Consider the following 17,907-nt stretch of genomic DNA (forward strand, 5'->3'; position numbering starts at 1 on the left):
CTTCTCAGCCCGGTGCGACAACCCGGGCAAAGTTGTCCACAGGTGCGGTGTGATCGCAGGATGATCGCTGCGCGGCCGGGCGTACGAGGTCGCTCTCGCGCCGGGCGGCCGCGGAATGACCGATGCACGGCGGGCGTTCTCCCCGGAGACCGCACGCCCCCTTCCCTAAGGAGCCCCCTCGATGTCCGGCAGCGTCACGATGTACAGCACGACCTGGTGCGGCTACTGCAACCGACTCAAGAGCCAGCTGGACCGTGAGGGCATCGGCTACACCGAGATCAACATCGAGGAGGACCCGTCGTCGGCGTCCTTCGTCGAGTCGGTCAACAACGGCAACCAGACGGTGCCGACGGTGCTGGTGAAGCCGGAGGGCGGCGGCGAGCAGGTCGTCATGACCAACCCGAGCCTGATGCAGGTCAAGAAGGCCCTGGCGGCCTGACCCACGGCTGACGCCGGGCCCCGGCGCACGCCCGGGCCCGCACGCGGGCCCGGGCCGGCGCGTCACGGCGCGTCGGCCCGGGCCGGGTCGACGGGTGCCGCGGGGGCGGGCAGCAGCGCACGGGCGGCGAGGTCGCCGACCCCGTAGACCAGCCGGCTGCGGTCGGCGGAGTAGCGGGTCTCGATCACCCGGACCGGCCCGCGCCGGTCGTACGTCACCCGGGTCTGGACCATCAGCGGCACCCCGGGGCCGCCCTGGAACCACTGCGCCTCCTCGGGGCCGGGCATCCGGGCCACCAGGTGGTCGACGGCGCCGACCTCGGTGCGGCCGAGCGCGGCGAGCACCGCCTCGTCGCCGCCGTCGATCTGGTCGGGCTCCATCAGCGGGGTGCCGGCGGCGAGGCCGGCCCGGTAGTGGCTCTCCTCGATCGAGTACGGCTCGCGGTCGAGCAGCCGCAGCTGGCGGCGGACCACGATGGCCTCACCGGGCCGCAGTCCGAGCCGCTCGGCGATGTCGACCCGGGCCCGGACGATCATCATCTCGAAGTCGACGGTGAGCTCCCGGCCGGCCTCGGCGGCCTCGCCGAGGTAGACGGTGGTGGGTGCGGCCAGGCAGTCCCGCGGCCCGGCGTGGGGGTCGCGCGGCACCGGCCGCAGGGTGGGGCCGTAGGCGCGGTGGTCCAGGACGGGGTGCTCCCGCAGGTAGGTGCCCTTGCCCTGGAGCCGGACCAGCCGGCCCTCGTTGACCAGGACGTCGACGGCCAGCCGGACGGTGTTGCGGGCTACTCCGTACTGGCGCTCCAGTTCGCTCTCGACGGGCAGCGCGGCCTGCGCGGTGAACTCGCCCTCGGCGATCCGGCGGCGCAGGTCGGCGGCGAGGCGCTGGTATTTGGGGGATTGGGCGGTGCCCCGTGGGATTGTCACCCGAGTGAATGTAGCGAGCACGGTGACGCCGTTTCAGCCGATTCGGTCAATGTCGGCGCGCATAGGCCGCGGCCGTCCCCGGGGCGCCGACGGCGGACCGGGCCCGGGCGGGGGAGAAGCGCCGGGACAGGGCCCCTCCGGCTACGAACATCAGAGCGCCCGGCCTGCGGGAAATCGGTAGTGACCACCCGTTCAGCCGGGGAGGAGCCCTCTGAAGTCGAAGTGAAAGAGGGCATGAAAGAGAAATGGGGGCGCACGGCAATATGCCGCACGCCCCCATTGGACGGAATTACCAGCGCGCCGCCGACGGCAGCGGACCGCCGTACCAGAGTTCGACCAGGTGACGGGCGATCGAAATCCCGGACGGCGGCAGGATCTCGCCCGCCGCCATCCCGGCCTTCAGCTCCTCCCGGGAGAACCAGCGGGCCTCCGCCAGCTCCTCGCCGTCCACCGTGATCGCCGTGCCGTCCGGGTGGGCCTTGCCCATGAAGCCGAGCATCAGGCTGGACGGGAACGGCCACGGCTGGCTGGCCACGTAGGACACCTCGTCGACCCGCACGCCGGCCTCCTCGAACACCTCGCGGACCACCGCCTGCTCGATCGACTCACCCGGCTCGACGAAGCCGGCCAGGGTCGACCAGCGCCCCTCGGGCCAGAGCGCCTGGCGCCCGAGCAGACAGCGGTCCTGCTCGTCGGTGATCATCATGATCACCGCCGGGTCGGTGCGCGGGTAGTGCTCGGCCGCGCAGGAGGTGCAGCGCCGCACGTGGCCGGCCCCGGCCTTCTCGGTCGGGTGCCCGCAGCGCGAGCAGAAGCTGTGCAGCCGGTGCCAGTGCTCCAGCGCGACGGCGTGCACCAGCAGCCCGGCGTCCCGGTCGGAGAGCAGTGCTCCGACCTCGCGCAGCCCGGCCGGACGGGCGTCGCCGTCCAGCCGCCCGGGCAGGCTCTCGCCGGCCAGCGCGAAGTACGAGACGCCGTCCTCGTCGGTGCCCAGGAAGTAGCGGTCCCCGGTCTGCGGCGCCTCGAAGGAGGGCAGCAGGACCAGCTCGGTGCCGCTCCCGGTGTCCACCACGAACGCCTCGCCGCCGGCGATCGGCAGCACCTGGGTGCTCGGGTGGCTCCAGGCGGCCGCCAGCCACGGCTCGTCGAACCGGTGCTGGGCCGCCCGGTCGACCCCGGCCCGGGCCAGTGCCAGGTTGCTCGGGCGTTCGGTCTCAGGCACGGTGCTCACTTCGTTCCATCCCCACGTGATGAGTCGTCTGGATCGGTGGTCTGCCCGCCGGGACGGGCGGGGCGCCCTCAGGCACCTTCGCCGGCATCCTCGCCGCCCGGCCGCCAGTTCTCGGCCAGGTCGGCCCAGAGGTAGGCGGCCGTCTCCACGCCCTTGGCCAGGAGGTCCAGCTCCACCTTCTCGTTGACCGAGTGCCAGCCGTCCGAGGGCACCGAGATGCCGAGGAAGAGCACCGGAGCGCCGAGCACGTCCTGCAGGTCGGCGGCCGGGCCGGAACCGCCCTCACGGGTGAACAGGATCTTCTGCTCGAACGCCCGCCCCATCGCCCGGACGGTGGACTGCAGCGCCGGGTGGTCCAGCGGGGTCAGGCAGGGCCGGGTCGCGCCCGGGAACACCAGCTCGTACCGGATGCCCTCGGGCACCCGCGCGGCCACCCACTCCCGGACGGCCTCCCGGACCTTCTCCACCTCCTGGCCGGCGACCAGCCGGAAGGACAGCTTGAGGTGCGCGGAGGACGGCACGATGGTCTTGCCGCCGGGGCCGGTGTAACCGCCCCAGATGCCGTTGACCTCGGCGGTCGGCCGGGCCCAGATCCGCTCCAGGGTGGAGTAGCCGGCCTCGCCCAGGGTGCCGTACGACTTGGCGACCTTCAGCCACTGCGCCTCGTCGAAGGGCAGCTCGGCGAAGAGTTCACGCTCGCGCTCGGTCAGCTCGATCACACCGTCGTAGAAGCCCGGGACCGCCACCCGGCGGTCGGCGTCGTGCAGCCCGGCCGCCAGGTCGGCCGCGACCGCCGCCGGGTTGGGGACGGCGCCCCCGAAGGAGCCGGAGTGGATGTCGGTGTCCGGACCGTAGAGGTCGATCTGGGCGTCGGCCAGGCCGCGCATGCCGGTGCAGACCGTCGGCGTGGTCTCGGACCACATGCCGGTGTCCGAGATGATCACCACGTCGGCGGCCAGCCTCCCGGCCTCCCGGCGGACCAGGTCGGCGAAGTGCGGTGAGCCGGACTCCTCCTCGCCCTCGATCAGCAGCTTGAGGTTGACGGCCGGCGCCGTCCGCCCGGTGGCGGCCAGGTGGGCGCGGACCCCGAGGGTGTGGAAGAACACCTGGCCCTTGTCGTCGGCGGCGCCGCGAGCGAACAGTTGCTTGCCGACCACCGTCGGCTCGAACGGCTCGGTCGCCCAGCCGTCCTCCTTCGCGGCGGGCTGCACGTCGTGGTGCCCGTACACCAGCACGGTCGGCGCGGACGAGTCCCCGGACGGCCACTCGGCGAACACCGCCGGCAGGCCGTCCGTCTCCCAGACCTCCGCCACCGGGAAGCCGGTCTCGCGCAGCTTCGCGGCCAGCCACTCGGCGGAGCGGCGGACGTCGCCGGCCCGGCCGGGGTCGGCGGAGACCGAGGGAATGCCGAGCCAGTCGGAGAGGTCGGCCAGGAACGCGGCCTGGTGCTGGTCGATGAAGGAGCGGACGACGCTGTCCGGGGTTCTCGTCATACGGACGACTTTAGTTCGCCCATGCGGGTGCCCGCCCCGGTGGTCCGTCCACCGGCCACCGACGGGCCTGTAACGTCCGTCACCATTCGGTCAACCGATCAGGAGTGGGCCCGTCCCCGGTGCTGACAGGCGTCACCCCCGGCCGCACCAGGGGGCGGCCGGGGGTGACGGGGCGGAGCGGTGCGTCAGCCGGAGCGGCGCAGCAGCGAGATCCGCGAGCGGGTGAGCACGGCCGCCAGCGCCACCGCGAGCAGCGGCAGGACGACGACGGTGACCCCGACGTTCAGCCACGGGAAGACGATGACGCTCCGGTCGGCCAACTGCTCGGGGGGCATCCCGGGGTGGGAGACCGCCACACCCTCCACCTTGCGCAGGGCCACCGCCGGCACGACCCCGGCGACGACGCCGAGCACGGCACCCATCGCCGCGATCACCCCGCACTGGAAGCCGGAGAGGGTACGGCGGATCCGCGGCGCCGCCCCGACCGCCGCGAGGGTGGTCAGGTCGCGCTGCGAGTCTGCGGCGGCGAGGCCGGTGGCGATGCCGGCCGCGCCGAGCGCGACCAGGGCGGCGAAGCCGGTCAGGCCGAGGCTGACCAGGTCGTTGTTGGAGTGGTAGCCGCGCTCGACGTTGAACCGGGTGCCGTCGGCGAGCTTGTCGATCGCACCCGCCGCCTTCTGCTCGGCGCTGTCGGACGGCGCCCCGGCGGGCAGCCAGACCGAGCCGGCGTCCCTGGTGCCCAGCCCGAGCCGGCGGGCGGTGTCCGGACTCATCACGGCCTGGCCGCCGGCCGGGGCCGCCGCGGTGGCCAGCACGGCGTCGACGCCGATCTCGTGGCTGGGCGCCTCGTGGTTCTCCCCCGGCTTCATGGCGGCCGGATCCGTCGGCTCGGTCACGCGCACGATGAGCTTGCCGTCCTTGATGTACCGGGGGTCGAACACGACCGCCTTGCCCGCGGCCAGCGCCTGGCCGACGGCCGGGTCGGTCACCCCGTACAGGTTGCGCAGCAGGGTGGCGTCCCCGGCGATCGCGGCGCTGAACGGGTTGACCCAGTAGGAGAGGTCCTCCTTGCAGCGCGCGTCCTCCTTGCGGAGCCGGACGGCCTCCTCGAAGGGGATGGAGTCGCTGCCCTTCTCGTACAGCGGGCAGCGCAGCTCCTTCGGCATCGCGGTGCTGACGTAGCCGCAGCTGGCGCTCGTGCTGTCGCAGTCGCCCGGGAGGTCGACCCGCTGCACGTCGGCGCGGGGGCCGAGGTCGGGGATGCTGGTCTCGACGGCGCCGCGCAGCTGGGGCAACAGCTTGCCGTCGGAGGCCGAGCCCCAGCCGCTGCTCAGCGTGACCGCGCCGGCCGGGGCGGCGGCGACGTACTCCCGCCGGTTCTGCTCGTCGTCGCTCGCGGTGTAGATGCCGACGGCGACGGAGCCGGCGACGGCGGCCATGACGGCGGCCACGGCGGGGGCGGTGCGCCCGCGGTGACGGACCGAGTCGCGCAGGGCGAGGCGCGGGCCGAGCGGCAGCCAGCGGCCGATCCGGCCGAACAGGCCGACCAGGTAGGGCGTCAGGGCGACCATGCCGAGTTCGGCGATCACCGAGCCGCCGAGCACGGCCATGCTGCGGTTGCCGAAGCCGCTGGTCGCGCCGAGCAGCGCGAGCGCGGCGCCGCCGGCCAGCATCACCAGGCCGAGCAGGGCGAGCTTGCGGCTCGGCGGCTTGAGCGAGTCACGGCCGGTGAGCGCGGCGACGACGTCCTGGCGGGAGGCCTGGACGGCGGGGACGACGGCCGCGAGCAGGCCGGTGACCAGGCCGATCGCCAGGACACCGAGCAGGTCGAGCGGCTGCAGGTCGAAGTGGCCGAACCGCTGTCCGGAGTAGCTCTCGGCCCGGGTGCGCAGCAGCGCGACCAGGCCGACGCCGACGGCCAGGCCGAGGGCGGCGCCGGTCACCCCGAGGACGATGCCGCCGCCGAGCACGACGGCGCGGACGTTGGCGCGGTCACCGCCGCCGGCGGCCAGCAGACCGAGCTGCCGCCGGGAGCGCCGGGCCCCGACGGCGAAGGCGGGGCCCGCGAGGAGCACGATCTCCAGCAGCGCCATGCCGACGACGGTGGCGAGGATGACGACGGAGGTCTTGTCGAGGTACCGGGTTCCGCCGGTCTCCTGGTCCTCGTGGGCGTAGAGCGGCACCTCGGAGCGGGCCGGCGGGTCGAGCAGGACACTGCGGGAGGCGACGGTGAAGCCGTACTTGTTGAGCTCGGTCACCTTGGGCCAGTCGATCGCGGCCCCGGACGGGAGCTTGACCAACCAGCGGCTGTCCTCCCCCAGGTTGGACCGGCCCATGCCCTTGCCTGCGCCGGGCAGCTTCATCAGCTGGTCGACCAGCGTGCCGGGGCGGGCTATCAGCCCGGTGGCCTTCAGCTCGCCGGGGTACTCGGCGACGGCGGTGATGGTGAAGGGGGTGGCCTCCAGGCCGCGCGGGGACGTGCGGTCGCCGAGCTTGAGGCCGGAGCGGTCGAGGAAGTCCCGGGTGACGGCGGCCTCGTGGCCGGCGCTCGGGGCGCGGCCCTCGACGACGTTGATCCGGCCCTTCCAGACCGGGTCGTTGAGGTCGGCCTCGACGGTCTGCACGCTGAGCAGGCCCTCGGCGGTGCTGGTGGCGGTGTACGGGCCCTGGCGCACCGGGACGAGCGTGGAGCCGGCCGGGAGCAGCTGCTTGACGAGCTCGACGGGCTCGGTGTCGAGGCTGCGGCGCTGCTCGGGCGTGTACGTGGGCCGGGCGTTCCCCTTCTGGGCGTCGTCGGGGCTGGTGTGCTTGAAGGAGTCGTCCGGGTCCGGTGCCTGCAGGATGACCGAGCCGCGTCCGACCATCCGGATCTCGGCGTCGGACTGGCCCATGGTGCGGACGATCCGCTCGCCGGGGTCGAGTTCGGCGCTGCGGAAGACCACGTCGGCGCCGGTGACACCGAGGACGGGCAGCGCGACCATGGCGACGACGAGGGCGCTGCGGCCCTTGGCACGCAGGGCGTCACGGCGGGCGATACGCAGGGCGACCCGCCAGGCGCTGAGCCTCACTCCGCCACCGGGCCCATCGCGTTGGTGGCCGCGGAGACGAGCAGGCTGCCCGCGTCCTGGCTGACGCTCTCGTCGACCATCCGGCCGTCGCGCAGGAAGACGACGCGGTCGGCCCAGGCGGCGTGGCGGGGTTCGTGGGTGACCATCATGGCGGCGGCGCCGGCGTCGCAGCGGGCGCGCAGGACGGCGAGGACGGCCTCGCCGGTGGTGGAGTCGAGGGCGCCGGTGGGCTCGTCGGCGAGGACGAGGCGGCGGTCGCCGATCAGGGCGCGGGCGATGGCGACGCGCTGCTGCTGGCCGCCGGACATGTCGTCGGGGAAGCGGTCCGCGAGCTCGGGGATCCCGAGCTCCTCCAGGGCGGTGAGGGCCTCGCGGCGGGCGGCGCGGCCGGAGAGGCCGTCGAGCTCACGGGGCAGCGAGATGTTCTCGGCGGCGGTGAGCGCCGGGATGAGGTTGTAGTCCTGGAAGACGTAGCCGACCGAGCGACGGCGGACCTCGGCGAGCTTCTTGCGGTTGAGGCCGCCGAGGGCGACGCCCTCGACCAGGACCTGTCCCTCGGTCGGGCTGTCCAGGCCGCCCGCGAGGGTCAGCAGGGTGGACTTGCCGGAGCCGGAGGGGCCCATCACGGCGACGAACTCGCCGGGGTGGACCTTGAGGTCGACCCCGCGCAGCGCCTGCACCTCGGCCGCTCCCTGCCCGTGGACCCGGGTGACGTGGTCCAGGTGCAGCACCGGTTGGGTGGCGCTCCTGGTCGGATCGGTGTGGGACACGCTTCCCCCTGCTGTTCTGGGCCCGGGGCGGGTTGACCGCCGGGGCCGGTGGTTCGTGAGGTCGGGACGGGGTTCAGGCCTTGGAGCGGCGGCGCCCGATCCGGGCGGTGGGCCCGGACCGGGTCTCGGGCTCCGCCTTGCGGGCCTCGGCGGCCCTGGCCTGCTCGATCTCGGCCTGCTGGGCGAGCCTGGTCTCGCAGTGGTCGAGCCAGCGGATCTCGGCCTCGGTCTGGAAGATGAGCTGTTCGAGGACGAGCAGCCAGGCGAGGTCGGCGCCGGGGCCGGCCGGCTGGCCGGGGCCGCCGGGGCGGGTCTCGCCGGCCAGCGCCCGGCCCTTGAGCCGGGTGTAGTCCTGGAGCGCCTTGACGCTGTGGCGGCGCTGGCCCTGGACGACGGCAGGGACGTCCACTCCGGGGACGGTCACCGCCATGGCCAGCTTGATCGCCAGCTCGTCACGCGGCGGGCTGGTCCGGGGCACCGGGGTGTCGAACCAGGCCCGCAGCTCGGCGCGGCCGGCGTCGGTGACGGCGTAGAACTGGTGGCCCTCGTCGTCCTCCCCGGCGGGCTCGACCAGGCCGTCGCGCTCCAGCCGGGACAGCGTCGTGTAGACCTGGCCGACGTTGAGCGGCCAGGTGGCGCCCGTGCGCGCCTCGAACTCGGTTCTCAGCTGGTAGCCGTAGCGGGGGCCCTGGTCGAGCAGGGCGAGCAGACCGTGGCGGATCGACATACCGAGTATGTATACCCGGTATGCCCGTCAGGCTCAAGCGGCGCCCCGCCCCCCGGCGAGCGGGTACCGTCGTGCGGTGTGAGCCAGTTGCGCATCGCCACCTTCAATCTGTTGCACGGTCAGCCGCTCGCCCCGGACGGCGCCCCACGGCCCTACCCGGCCGACGCCGGCGGGCCGCTGGCCGAGGCGGTGGCCGCGCTGGACGCCGACGTCCTGGCGCTCCAGGAGGTGGACCGGTACCAGCCGCGCTCCGGCACCACCGACCAGACGGCCGTCGCCGCCAAGGCGATGGGCGCCGCGGACTGGCGGTTCGCGGCCGCCCTGCACGGCCGGCCGGCGCCGGTGGCCGGCTGGGTGCGGGAGCCGTCGGAGCCCGCCGGGATCCAGGTGTACGGGCCGGGCGAGCTCGGCGACGACGCCCCGCCCGCGTACGGGACCGCGCTGCTGACCCGGCTGCCGGTGCGGCACTGGCGGGCCCGCCGGTTCGCCCCGGCGCCGTTCGGGCTGCCACTGCGGGTGGCCGGGCGGCGCGGGCTGACGCCGGTCCCGGACGAGCCTCGGGCCGCCCTGGCAGCGGTACTGGAGGGCGAGCGCGGACCGTTCACGGTGGTGGCGGCACACCTGTCGTTCGTGCCGGGCTGGAACATGGCGCAGCTGGCCGGGATCCGGCGGTGGATCGCCGACCTGCCGCAGCCGTACCTGGTCCTGGGGGACTTCAACCTGATCGGCGCGGTGCCCCGGACGGTGCTCGGCGGGGCGACCGCGCTGGACCGGACGGCGCCGCGGGCGCGGGTCCGCGAGCTGCGGGCCGCGCGGCGGGCCCGGCCGGTCCTGGTGGAGCCGCGCCGGCGGCGGGTGCGGGAGCCGCGCGCCCGGCTCCAGGGCTGGTACGACCTGGCGCGCACCCCCACCTACCCCTCGCACCGGCCGGCCGTGCAGTTCGACCACGTGTTGGCGGTGGGCGTGCCGCGGACCGCCGTCGGCCCGGCGGCCGCCCCGCGGACGGCGGTCTCGGACCACCGCCCGCTGGTGGTGCGGGTGTCGCTGTAGGGCGGCCTCGGGAGCGAGCCGTCAGTGCCTGGTCAGCAGGCCGTTCTGGTGCGGCAGCTGGGCCCCGGCCGCCTGCGGGTCTGCCCGGCCGAAGGCGGGGGGAGGGTCGTACTGGAGCAGCAGCATGGCCGCGTCGTCGCCGAGCTGGCGGCCGACGTGGCGGACCACGTCCTCGTGCAGGCGCTGGAGGACGTCCGCCGGGCGGCCGTCCGCGCAGTGCGGCAGCCGTTCGGCGAGCGGGTAGAAGGCGCCGGCCCGGTTGCGGGCCTCGATGACGCCGTCGGTGAAGAGCAGCACGCGGTCCCCGTGCCGCAGCGGGATCCGGTACACCGGCGGCCGGACGTCGGCCGGGTCGAGGACGCCGAGCGGCGGCACCGTCTCGGCGAGCTCCAGCGGCCGGACCGGCTCGTCGCCGCGCAGCAGCAGCGGCGAGGGGTGCCCGCAGTTGACGATCTCGGCGGTGCCGTCGGGCCGGACCCCGATCAGCACCAGGGTGACGAACTCCTCCTCCACCCCGGGGTGGTCGTTCTCGTGCAGGGCCCGGTCGAGGCTGACGGCGAGCCAGCCGGCCACCCGCTCCAGCGCCGGCTCCTGGTGGGCGGCCTCGCGGAAGGCGCCGAGCACGGCGGCCGCCGTCTCCACCGCACCCAGCCCCTTGCCGCGGACGTCGCCGACCACGGCCCGGACCCCGTGCCGGGTGTTCACCACCTCGTAGAGGTCGCCGCCGATCCGGGCGTGCGCGGCGGCGGCCTCGTAGTGGACGGCGGCACGCACGGTGCCGACCCGGTCGGGGACCGGCCGCAGCAGCACCCGGCGGGCGATCGAGGCGACCAGCTGGGCGTCGGCGAGCGCCTTCTCCTGGCGCAGCCGCAGGGTGGCGCTGACCCAGCCGATCGCGGCGACCAGCACGATCGCGAAGACGGTGGCGCTGTGCACGGACTCGCCGAGCACGTCGTTGTGGAAGGCCATCAGGAAGGCGGCGGCCTCGGTGCAGAGGCCGATCGCGAGGGGGTACCAGGTTTGGCGGCTGACCACGGCGGCCAGCGCGGGGACGGCGGTGAGGGCCGGTTCGACCGTCACCGCGGCGTCAGTGAAGTAGTCGAGGACGACGACCAGCGCCATGCCGATGAACGGCAGCGACAGCGCCGTCCTCGGCCAGGTGCCGGTCGCGCCCGGAGCGGCCCCCGGGGTCGGCCCGGCGAACCGCTCTCTGATCCATCCGGTCGCGCTCAACTTCGGTCTCTCCAGCAGAAGACGCCGATGCCCGTGGGCACCTGCGGTGATGACTGAGGGTTAGGGAATGCGGGCCTCGCTGGCGGCCGGAGTACGGGGGTTGACCGGTTACCGACCCCACAATAGGCACGAAACGTGCACTACGCACAGGTTTCGCCCGTTGCCGTGATGACTTGAATGCTCTCCGTGACTCATTCTTCACTGTTCCCGATCAGGAGCCGTTCCAACTCTTTTCGGCCGGGAAGTCCTGCGGGTTGTTCGATCCGACCACTGCGGATGTACAGGAACGACGCCGTGACCTGCTCCACCGGGACGCCCAACTGTTCGGCCCAGGCGACCCGGTAGACCGCGAGCTGAAGCGGGTCGGCGGTCTCCTCGCGGTGCGTCTTCCAGTCCACCACTTCATAGCGTGACGCGCCGCCCGGTTCTGACCGGCCGTCACCCTCGCGGTAGACCGCGTCGATCCGGCCGCGCACCACCCGGCCCGCCAGCACCAGCTGGAACGGCGCCTCGACCCGGTACGGTTCCCGGTTCGCGTACGGAGTGCGCAGGAACGCCTCCTTGAGCCGCTCCAGGTCCTGCTCGTCCTCGATGCCGTCGTCGTCCGCGCCGGGTAGGGCGCCCGGCTCGATCAGCAGCAGAGGTTCGATGCGGGACTGCACCCAGGCGTGGAACCGGGTGCCCCGGCGGGCGGCGGGCTGCGGCGGGCGCGGCATCGGGCGGGCCAGGTCGTGCGCGAAGCCGTCCGGGTCGGCGGCGAGCCGCAGCAGCTGGGTCGCGGAGAGCGCGGCGGGCAGCGGCACCTCCCGCACACTTCGCCGGGACCGCTCCAACTCGCCCACCAGCGCGGTGAGATCACGGTCCCAGGACTCCACCTGGCGGCGGTCCTCGGCGGCCATCGGCTCCGGCTCGGGGGCGGGCTGCCCGGCCAGCCGCCGGTACACCACCTCGGCGACCCGGCGGCGGGCGTGCTGCGCGGCCGGGTCCAGCGGCAGCGGCCAGGGGCGCTCGACCGGTGCGGCCAGCGCCGGGTTCTCGGCCCCCTTGGGCGGCTGCTCGGCCCAGTGCTCGATCTCGCCGGCGCCGGGCTGCTCGCAGTGCTCGCGCAGCTGCTCCAGGAAGGCGGACGGGCCGCGCGGCGTCTTCTGGCTGGGCCCCCACCAGTGCCCGGAGGCCAGCAGCAGCGAGCGCGGCCGGGTGAAGGCGACGTAGCCCAGGCGCAGCTCCTCTGTGCCGGAGTGCTCGGCCAGCGCCTGCTTGAAGGCGGTCATCGACTTGGCTGTCCAGCCTCCCCGCACGTCGGGCAGGGTGGCCGTGTCGCCGCGCAGGGCGTGCGGGAGCACACGCTTGGTGCTGGTCCAGCGCTCGCGCGCGGTGGACGACGGGAATGCGCCCTTCACCAGGCCGGGAACGGCGACGACGTCCCACTCCAGGCCCTTGGACTTGTGCGCGGTGAGCACCTTCACGGTGTCCTCGCCGCCGGGCAGGCTGCTGTCGAGGCCGCGCTCGTACTCCTGGGCCGCGCGCAGGAACCCGAGGAAGGCCGGCAGGCCCGGGTCGCCGTCCAGGTCGGAGAAGCCGGCCGCGACGTCCAGGAAGGCGTGCAGGGTCTCCCGGCGCCGGGCGGCCAACGCCTGTGGAGAGGCGGCGAGTTCGACCTCCAGGCCGGTGACGGCGAGCACCCGGTGCAGCACGTCCATCAACGGGTCGGCGAGCGAGCGGCGCAGCTCGCGCAGCTCCCGGGCGAGCCGGGCGAAGCGCCGCCTGGCCTCGGCGGAGAACGCCAGCTCGTCGGGCTGGTCAGGGTCGAGGAAGGTCTCCAGTGCGTCGGCCAGCGAGACGACCTCGGTCGGGTCGGTCTCGGCGACGGCGGCGGCCAGCGCCTCGACGCCCTCGGGCGGGGCGGTGCGGACCAGATCGGCGGCGCGCCGGCCGAGCAGGGCCAGGTCACGCGGGCCGATCCGCCAGCGCGGGCCGATCAGCAGCCGGACCAACGCGGCGTTGGCGGTCGGATCCTGGAGCACCTCGCAGACCGCCACCAGGTCGGCCACCTCGGGCAGTTGGAGCAGCCCGCCGAGGCCGACCACCTCGACCGGCACCTCGCGGGCGACCAGCGCCGCGTGGATGTCGGGGAAGGCCGCGCCGCCTCGGCAGAGCACGGCGATGCGGCCGGGCGCGGTACCGGTGCGGACGAGGTGGGCGACCGAGTCGGCCAGCCAGTCGATCTCCTCGGCGTGGGTGGGCAGCAGTGCGGCGCGGACGAAGCCGTCCAGCTCGGCGCCGGGGGCCGGGCGCAGCGCCTCGACGCCCTCGTGCATGGCGCGCAGCGGGGCGGCCAGCTCGTTGGCAAAAGCGAGCAGCCGCCCGCCGCTGCGGCGGTTCTCGCTCAGCGCGTACCGGGCGGCCGGGGTGCCCGCGGCCCTCGGGAAGTGCCGGGGGAACTCGTCCAGGTTGGCCACCGAGGCGCCGCGCCAGCCGTAGATCGCCTGGCTGGGGTCGCCGACGGCGGTGACCGCGTGGCCGGTGGCCCGCCCGTCCGGGCCGGCGCCGAAGAGACCGGCCAGCATCAGCCGCTGGGCGACGGAGGTGTCCTGGTACTCGTCCAGCAGGACGACCCGGAACTGGCCGCGCAGCAGCTCGCCGACCTCGGGACGCTGCTGCGCGAGCCGGGCGGCGGCCGCTATCTGGTCGCCGAAGTCCATCAGCCCGGCGGCTGCCTTGCGGCGCCGGTAGTCCTCGACCAGGCGGAGCAGCTCCAGCCGGGCCCGGGCGGCGCCGGGGACGGCCCGCAGGTCGTCGTTGGTGAGCTTGGCCGTGGCGAGGGTGTCGAGCAGCTCCTCGTCGAAGGCGCGCAGGGTGTCCGGCTCGACCAGGTGCTCGGCGAGTTCGCCGTCGAGCGCGATCAGGTCGGCGACCAGGTTGGCGAAGGTGCCGGTGAGGGCCGGGAAGGGCCCGCGGGCGGTGCGCAGCACCTTGGCGGCGAGCTGGAACCGGGTGGCGTCGGCGAGCAGCCGGACGTCCGGCTCGATGCCGATCCGCAGGCCGTGCTCCTTGAGCAGCCGGCCGGCGAAGGCGTGGTAGGTGGAGATCTCCGGCTCGCCGAGCGGCTCGTCGTCCGGTTCGGCGGCTCTCCCCCAGCCTTCGGCCGGGGGTACCCCCGGTCTGCCGAGACGCAGGGCGGAGCGGACCCGCTCGGCGAGCTCGCCGGCGGCCTTGTTGGTGAAGGTGAGGCCGAGCACCTCCTCGGGCCGGACCGCGCCGGAGCCGACCAGCCAGACGACGCGGGCAGCCATCACGGTGGTCTTGCCGGAGCCGGCGCCGGCCACGATCACGGCCGGCTCCAGCGGGGCGCCGATGGCCGCCATCTGCTCCCGGTTGAAGGGGATGCCGAGCAGCTCCTTGAGCTGGTCGGGGTGGTCGAGCACGGCGGTCACCCCGCAACGTTAACGGGGGGTACCGACAGGTCGGGCTCCCGGCCGGGGTGACCCTCGCTACTCGGCCCGCACTCCTCGGCCTGGAGTAGCCGACCGGCCCGGCAGGCCGCCCGCCCCGGCAGACCACCCTGCCCGGCCGGCTACTCCACGAGCTGGGCGCCGTCCCGCTGGGCCGAGCAGCTGCGGCGGAACGAGCAGCGGTCGCAGCCGCCGCCGGTCTGCGGCACGAACCGCTCGGCGAGCACCCGCCCGGCCGCGTCGGCCAGCAGGTTCTCGATCCACGGCTCGCCCTCCGGAGGGTCCTGCCTCTGCACCTTGGGCGCGTCCGGGGCGCCCTTGTCGGGCTTGCGCAGCTGGACCAGCTCGGCGCCGCCGGACTCGGGGGCGCGGCCGTCGAACCCGGGCAGCTCGTTGAGCGCGCCCGCGCGGACGGCGAGCTGGTAGACGGCCAGCTGCTTGTGCTCGGGCAGCGACTTGTCGGTCGGCGCCTCCTTGCCGGTCTTGAAGTCGACCACGTAGGCGCGCCCGGCCTCGTCCTTCTCGACCCGGTCCATCGAGCCGCGGATCCGCACGGCGACGCCGCCGGCGTCCAGGGTGACGTCGAAGCCGTGCTCGGTGGCGACCACGTCGCGGCCGCGCTGGAGCACGTGCCAGTGCAGGAACCGCTCCAGGGCGGCCCGTGCCTCGGTCTTCTCCTGGTGGGACTTCCACGGTGCGTCGAAGGCCAGCGCGTCCCAGACGGTGTCCAGCCGTTCCATCAGGACGGCGAGGTCGGCGGGAGTGCGGCCGGAGCCGACCTCGTCGGCGAGGGCGTGCACCACGTTGCCGAAGCCCTGGGCGGCCGACGAGGAACCGCGCGCCTTGACCTCCTTGTCCAGGAACCACTGCAGCGAGCAGTTCTCCAGTTGCTCCAGGCCGCTGCCGGAGAGCCGGACCGGCAGGTCGGCGCTGCGCAACGGGTCGGGGGCGGCGGTGGCGTCGTCCAGGCCCCACCAGCGGTCCGGGTGGGCGGCCGGCACCAGCGGCAGGCCGTCCTCGTCGGCGGCCAGCGCCAGCGTGGCGAGGCGTTCGGCGGCGGCGCGGCGCAGCTCGGGCGCGCGGGCCGGGTCGACGGTGACCGCGCGCAGCTCGGCGACCAGCGCGGGGACGGAGAGCGGCCGGCGCGGCCGGTGGGTGACGTCCTCGACGGTGGCCGGCGGGGTGCGGCGCAGCACCCGGCCGGTGCGCGGGTCGACGTCCTCGCGGTAGAGCTCGCGCAGGAAGCGGGAGGGCTCGTCGCCGTCGTCGGCGGGCGCCCTGACAGCGGTGACGATCAGCCGTTCCTTGGCCCGGGTGGCGGCGACGTAGAAGAGCCGGCGCTCCTCGCCGAGCAGCGCCGCCGGGGAGAGCGGTTCGGCGAGCCCGTCGCGGCCGATCCGGTCGGCCTCCAGCAGCGAGCCGCGGCGGCGGAGGTCCGGCCAGAGGCCCTCCTGGACGCCGGCGACGACGACCAGGCGCCACTCCAGGCCCTTGGAGCGGTGCGCGGTCATCAGCCGGACGGCCTCCGGGCGGACGGCCCGCACGGTGAGGGTGTCGGCCGCGATGTCCTGGGCCTCCAGCTCGGCCAGCAGGTCGAGGGCGCTGCGGTGGCCGGTGACCTGCTCCTCGGCGCGGGCGGCGGTCTCGAACAGGGCGCAGAGCGCGTCGAGGTCCCGGTCGGCGTTGCGGCCGGCGGCGCCGCCGCGCAGTGCGGCCCGCTCCAGGCGCTCGCGCCAGCGGCGGCTGCCGTCCCACAGCTCCCAGAGCGCGTCCTCGGCGGTGCAGCCGCCGGCGAGGCGCTCGCGGACCTTGCGCAGCAGGGTGCCGAGGTCGCGGGCGCGCCGGGCGTGGGCGGGGTCGAGGGCGATCAGCCGCTCGGGTTCGGCGAGGGCCTCGCGGATCAGCTCGCCGGCCGGGCGCGGTACGGCGGCGGGCCGGCCGTCGGCGCGCAGCGCGGCCCGCTCCTCCTCGCGCAAGGCGCGGCCGAGGCGGCGCAGGTCGGAGCCGTCCATGCCGCCGAGCGGGCCGGTGAGCAGGGTGTGGGCCAGGTCGGTGGTGAGCGGGTCCGGCACGTCGGGGGCGTGCCTGTCGCGGTGGGCCTGCTCGGCGCAGACCCGCAGCGCGAGCAGCAGCTGGGCGACGGCCGGCTCCTCGCGCAGCGGCAGGTCGTCGCCGTCGATCTCCAGCGGGACGCCGGCCGCGCCGAGCGCCCGCCGCACGCCCGGGATGGAGCGGGCGCCGGCCCGGACCAGGACGGCCATCTCGCCCCACGGCACGCCGTCCTCCAGGTGGGCGCGGCGCAACAGGTCGGCGATCGAGTCCAGCTCGGTGCCGGGGGTGGGGTAGGTGTAGACCTCGACCCGGCCGCCCTCGCGGGAGGGCAGCAGGGCGCGGTGCTGGGCGAGTTTCTCGGCGGGCAGCCGGCCCATCGGCATCCGCCGGGCCAGCTCCCGGGACGCGGCGAGCAGGACGGCGCCGGAGCGGCGGGAGACCCGGAGCACCTTGACGTCGGCGGGGCTGCCGTCGGCCTGCCGGAAGGTGTGCGGGAACTCCAGGATGCCGTTGATGTCGGCGCCGCGGAACGCGTAGATCGACTGGTCCGGGTCGCCGACCGCGATCAGCTCGCGTCCTTCGCCGGCCAGCCGGCGCAGCAGCCGGACCTGGGACGGGTCGGTGTCCTGGTACTCGTCGACGAAGACCACGTCGTACCGCTGCCGCAGCTCCTGGCCGACCTCGGGGCGCTCCGCGAGGAGGACGGCGCGGTGCACCAGCTCCGCGTAGTCGAGGACGCCGCGCAGGTCGAGCACGTCCAGGTAGTCGGCGAGGAAGTGGGCGGCGGCGGCCCAGTCGGGGCGCTGGACGCCCTCGGCGAAGCGCTCCAGCTCGGCCTCGCCCAGGCCCAGCTCGCGGGTGCGGGCGAGCACGGCGCGGACCTCGTCGGCGAAGCCTCGGGTGGTCAGGCAGGCGCGCAGGTCGAGCGGCCAGGCGATCCTGCCGCCCGCGGCCGCGCCTCCGGAGGCTGCCGCGAGGCGCGCGTCCTCGGCGCCGCCGGCCAGCAGCTCGCGGACCATGACGTCCTGCTCGGGGCCGGAGAGCAGCCGCAGCGGCTCGGCGTAGTCCCGCGGGTCCTGGTGGGCGCGGAGCAGGGCGTAGCTGAACGAGTGGAAGGTGGTGGCCTGCGGGGCGCTCGCCCGGTGCCCGGAGGCGGCGCCGAGCCGGGCGGACATCCGGTCCCGCAGCTCCATCGCGGCCTTGCGGCTGAAGGTGAGCACCAGGATCCGCTCGGGGTCGGTGCCGTGCTCGATCCGCCGGGCGACGGCCTCCACCAGCGTCGTGGTCTTACCCGTCCCCGGCCCGGCGAGCACCAGCAGCGGGCCGCCCGCGTGCTCCACCACGGCGCGCTGGTACTCGTCCAGCACGGGCGGGGCGGGCTGTGCGAGAGGGCTGCGCACCAGACGGTAGGGGGAGCTCACGAATGTCCTGGGGGGTTGTGCTGCGGGCCACGGAAAGGCGGGCCCGCT

Annotated in this window: 11 protein-coding genes; 2 read left to right on the top strand and 9 right to left on the bottom strand. The window is 74.9% G+C overall.

The features are described 5' to 3' along the window. The first annotated feature begins 181 nt into the window (after positions 1–181). Positions 182–439, top strand: coding sequence for a mycoredoxin (locus OG286_RS15590; protein ID WP_396320730.1), 258 nt, complete (start codon positions 182–184; stop codon positions 437–439). A 62-nt stretch (positions 440–501) separates the two neighbouring features. On the opposite strand, the gene OG286_RS15595 is transcribed toward OG286_RS15590, so the two are convergent. The 6 genes from OG286_RS15595 to OG286_RS15620 all read right to left on the bottom strand — a co-directional run bounded on the left by OG286_RS15595 (position 502) and on the right by OG286_RS15620 (position 8,651). Continuing rightward, positions 502–1,362 (bottom strand): GntR family transcriptional regulator, encoded by an 861-nt coding sequence (locus OG286_RS15595; protein ID WP_396320729.1) that lies wholly within the window; start codon positions 1,360–1,362, stop codon positions 502–504. A 289-nt stretch (positions 1,363–1,651) separates the two neighbouring features. Continuing rightward, entirely contained in the window at positions 1,652–2,593 is a 942-nt protein-coding gene (nudC, locus tag OG286_RS15600; RefSeq protein WP_396320728.1) for an NAD(+) diphosphatase, read from the bottom strand. Between the two features lie 68 nt (positions 2,594–2,661). Next, positions 2,662–4,086, bottom strand: a complete 1,425-nt coding sequence (locus OG286_RS15605) for a dipeptidase (RefSeq protein ID WP_405361282.1) — start codon at positions 4,084–4,086, stop codon at positions 2,662–2,664. A 185-nt stretch (positions 4,087–4,271) separates the two neighbouring features. Further along, positions 4,272–7,154, bottom strand: a complete 2,883-nt coding sequence (locus OG286_RS15610; RefSeq protein WP_396320726.1) for an ABC transporter permease — start codon at positions 7,152–7,154, stop codon at positions 4,272–4,274. After that, positions 7,151–7,924, bottom strand: coding sequence for an ABC transporter ATP-binding protein (locus tag OG286_RS15615; protein ID WP_396320725.1), 774 nt, complete (start codon positions 7,922–7,924; stop codon positions 7,151–7,153). Before OG286_RS15615 ends, OG286_RS15610 begins: the two co-directional genes overlap by 4 nt. Before the next feature lie 73 nt (positions 7,925–7,997). After that, positions 7,998–8,651 (bottom strand): PadR family transcriptional regulator, encoded by a 654-nt coding sequence (locus tag OG286_RS15620; RefSeq protein WP_396320724.1) that lies wholly within the window; start codon positions 8,649–8,651, stop codon positions 7,998–8,000. Between the two features lie 78 nt (positions 8,652–8,729). On the opposite strand from OG286_RS15620, the gene OG286_RS15625 reads away from it, so the two are divergent. Beyond that, on the top strand, positions 8,730–9,701 hold the full coding sequence (locus OG286_RS15625) for an endonuclease/exonuclease/phosphatase family protein (RefSeq protein ID WP_396320723.1): 972 nt from the start codon (positions 8,730–8,732) through the stop codon (positions 9,699–9,701). A gap of 21 nt (positions 9,702–9,722) precedes the next feature. Here OG286_RS15625 and OG286_RS15630 read toward each other — a convergent pair whose 3' ends face one another. From OG286_RS15630 to OG286_RS15640, 3 genes are all read right to left on the bottom strand, one after another. Further along, positions 9,723–10,934, bottom strand: a complete 1,212-nt coding sequence (locus OG286_RS15630) for a PP2C family protein-serine/threonine phosphatase (protein WP_396320722.1) — start codon at positions 10,932–10,934, stop codon at positions 9,723–9,725. Between the two features lie 191 nt (positions 10,935–11,125). Beyond that, positions 11,126–14,368 carry a UvrD-helicase domain-containing protein gene (locus OG286_RS15635; protein ID WP_405365372.1) on the bottom strand — a complete coding sequence of 1,081 codons (3,243 nt, stop codon included), beginning with the start codon at positions 14,366–14,368 and terminating at the stop codon, positions 11,126–11,128. A gap of 140 nt (positions 14,369–14,508) precedes the next feature. Beyond that, a complete protein-coding gene (locus OG286_RS15640) occupies positions 14,509–17,859 on the bottom strand; it encodes an ATP-dependent helicase (protein ID WP_405361277.1) in 3,351 nt (1,116 codons plus the stop codon). Positions 17,860–17,907 lie beyond the last annotated feature (48 nt).

This window comes from Kitasatospora sp. NBC_00039, assembly GCF_045160625.1.
Taxonomy (GTDB): Bacteria; Actinomycetota; Actinomycetes; order Streptomycetales; family Streptomycetaceae; genus Kitasatospora.

Coding starts and splice junctions, on each gene's coding strand:
- OG286_RS15620 (WP_396320724.1), bottom strand. CDS start 8,651: ATGTCGATCCGCCACGGTCTGCTCGCCCTGCTCGACCAGGGCCCCCGC.
- OG286_RS15590 (WP_396320730.1), top strand. CDS start 182: ATGTCCGGCAGCGTCACGATGTACAGCACGACCTGGTGCGGCTACTGC.
- OG286_RS15605 (WP_405361282.1), bottom strand. CDS start 4,086: ATGACGAGAACCCCGGACAGCGTCGTCCGCTCCTTCATCGACCAGCAC.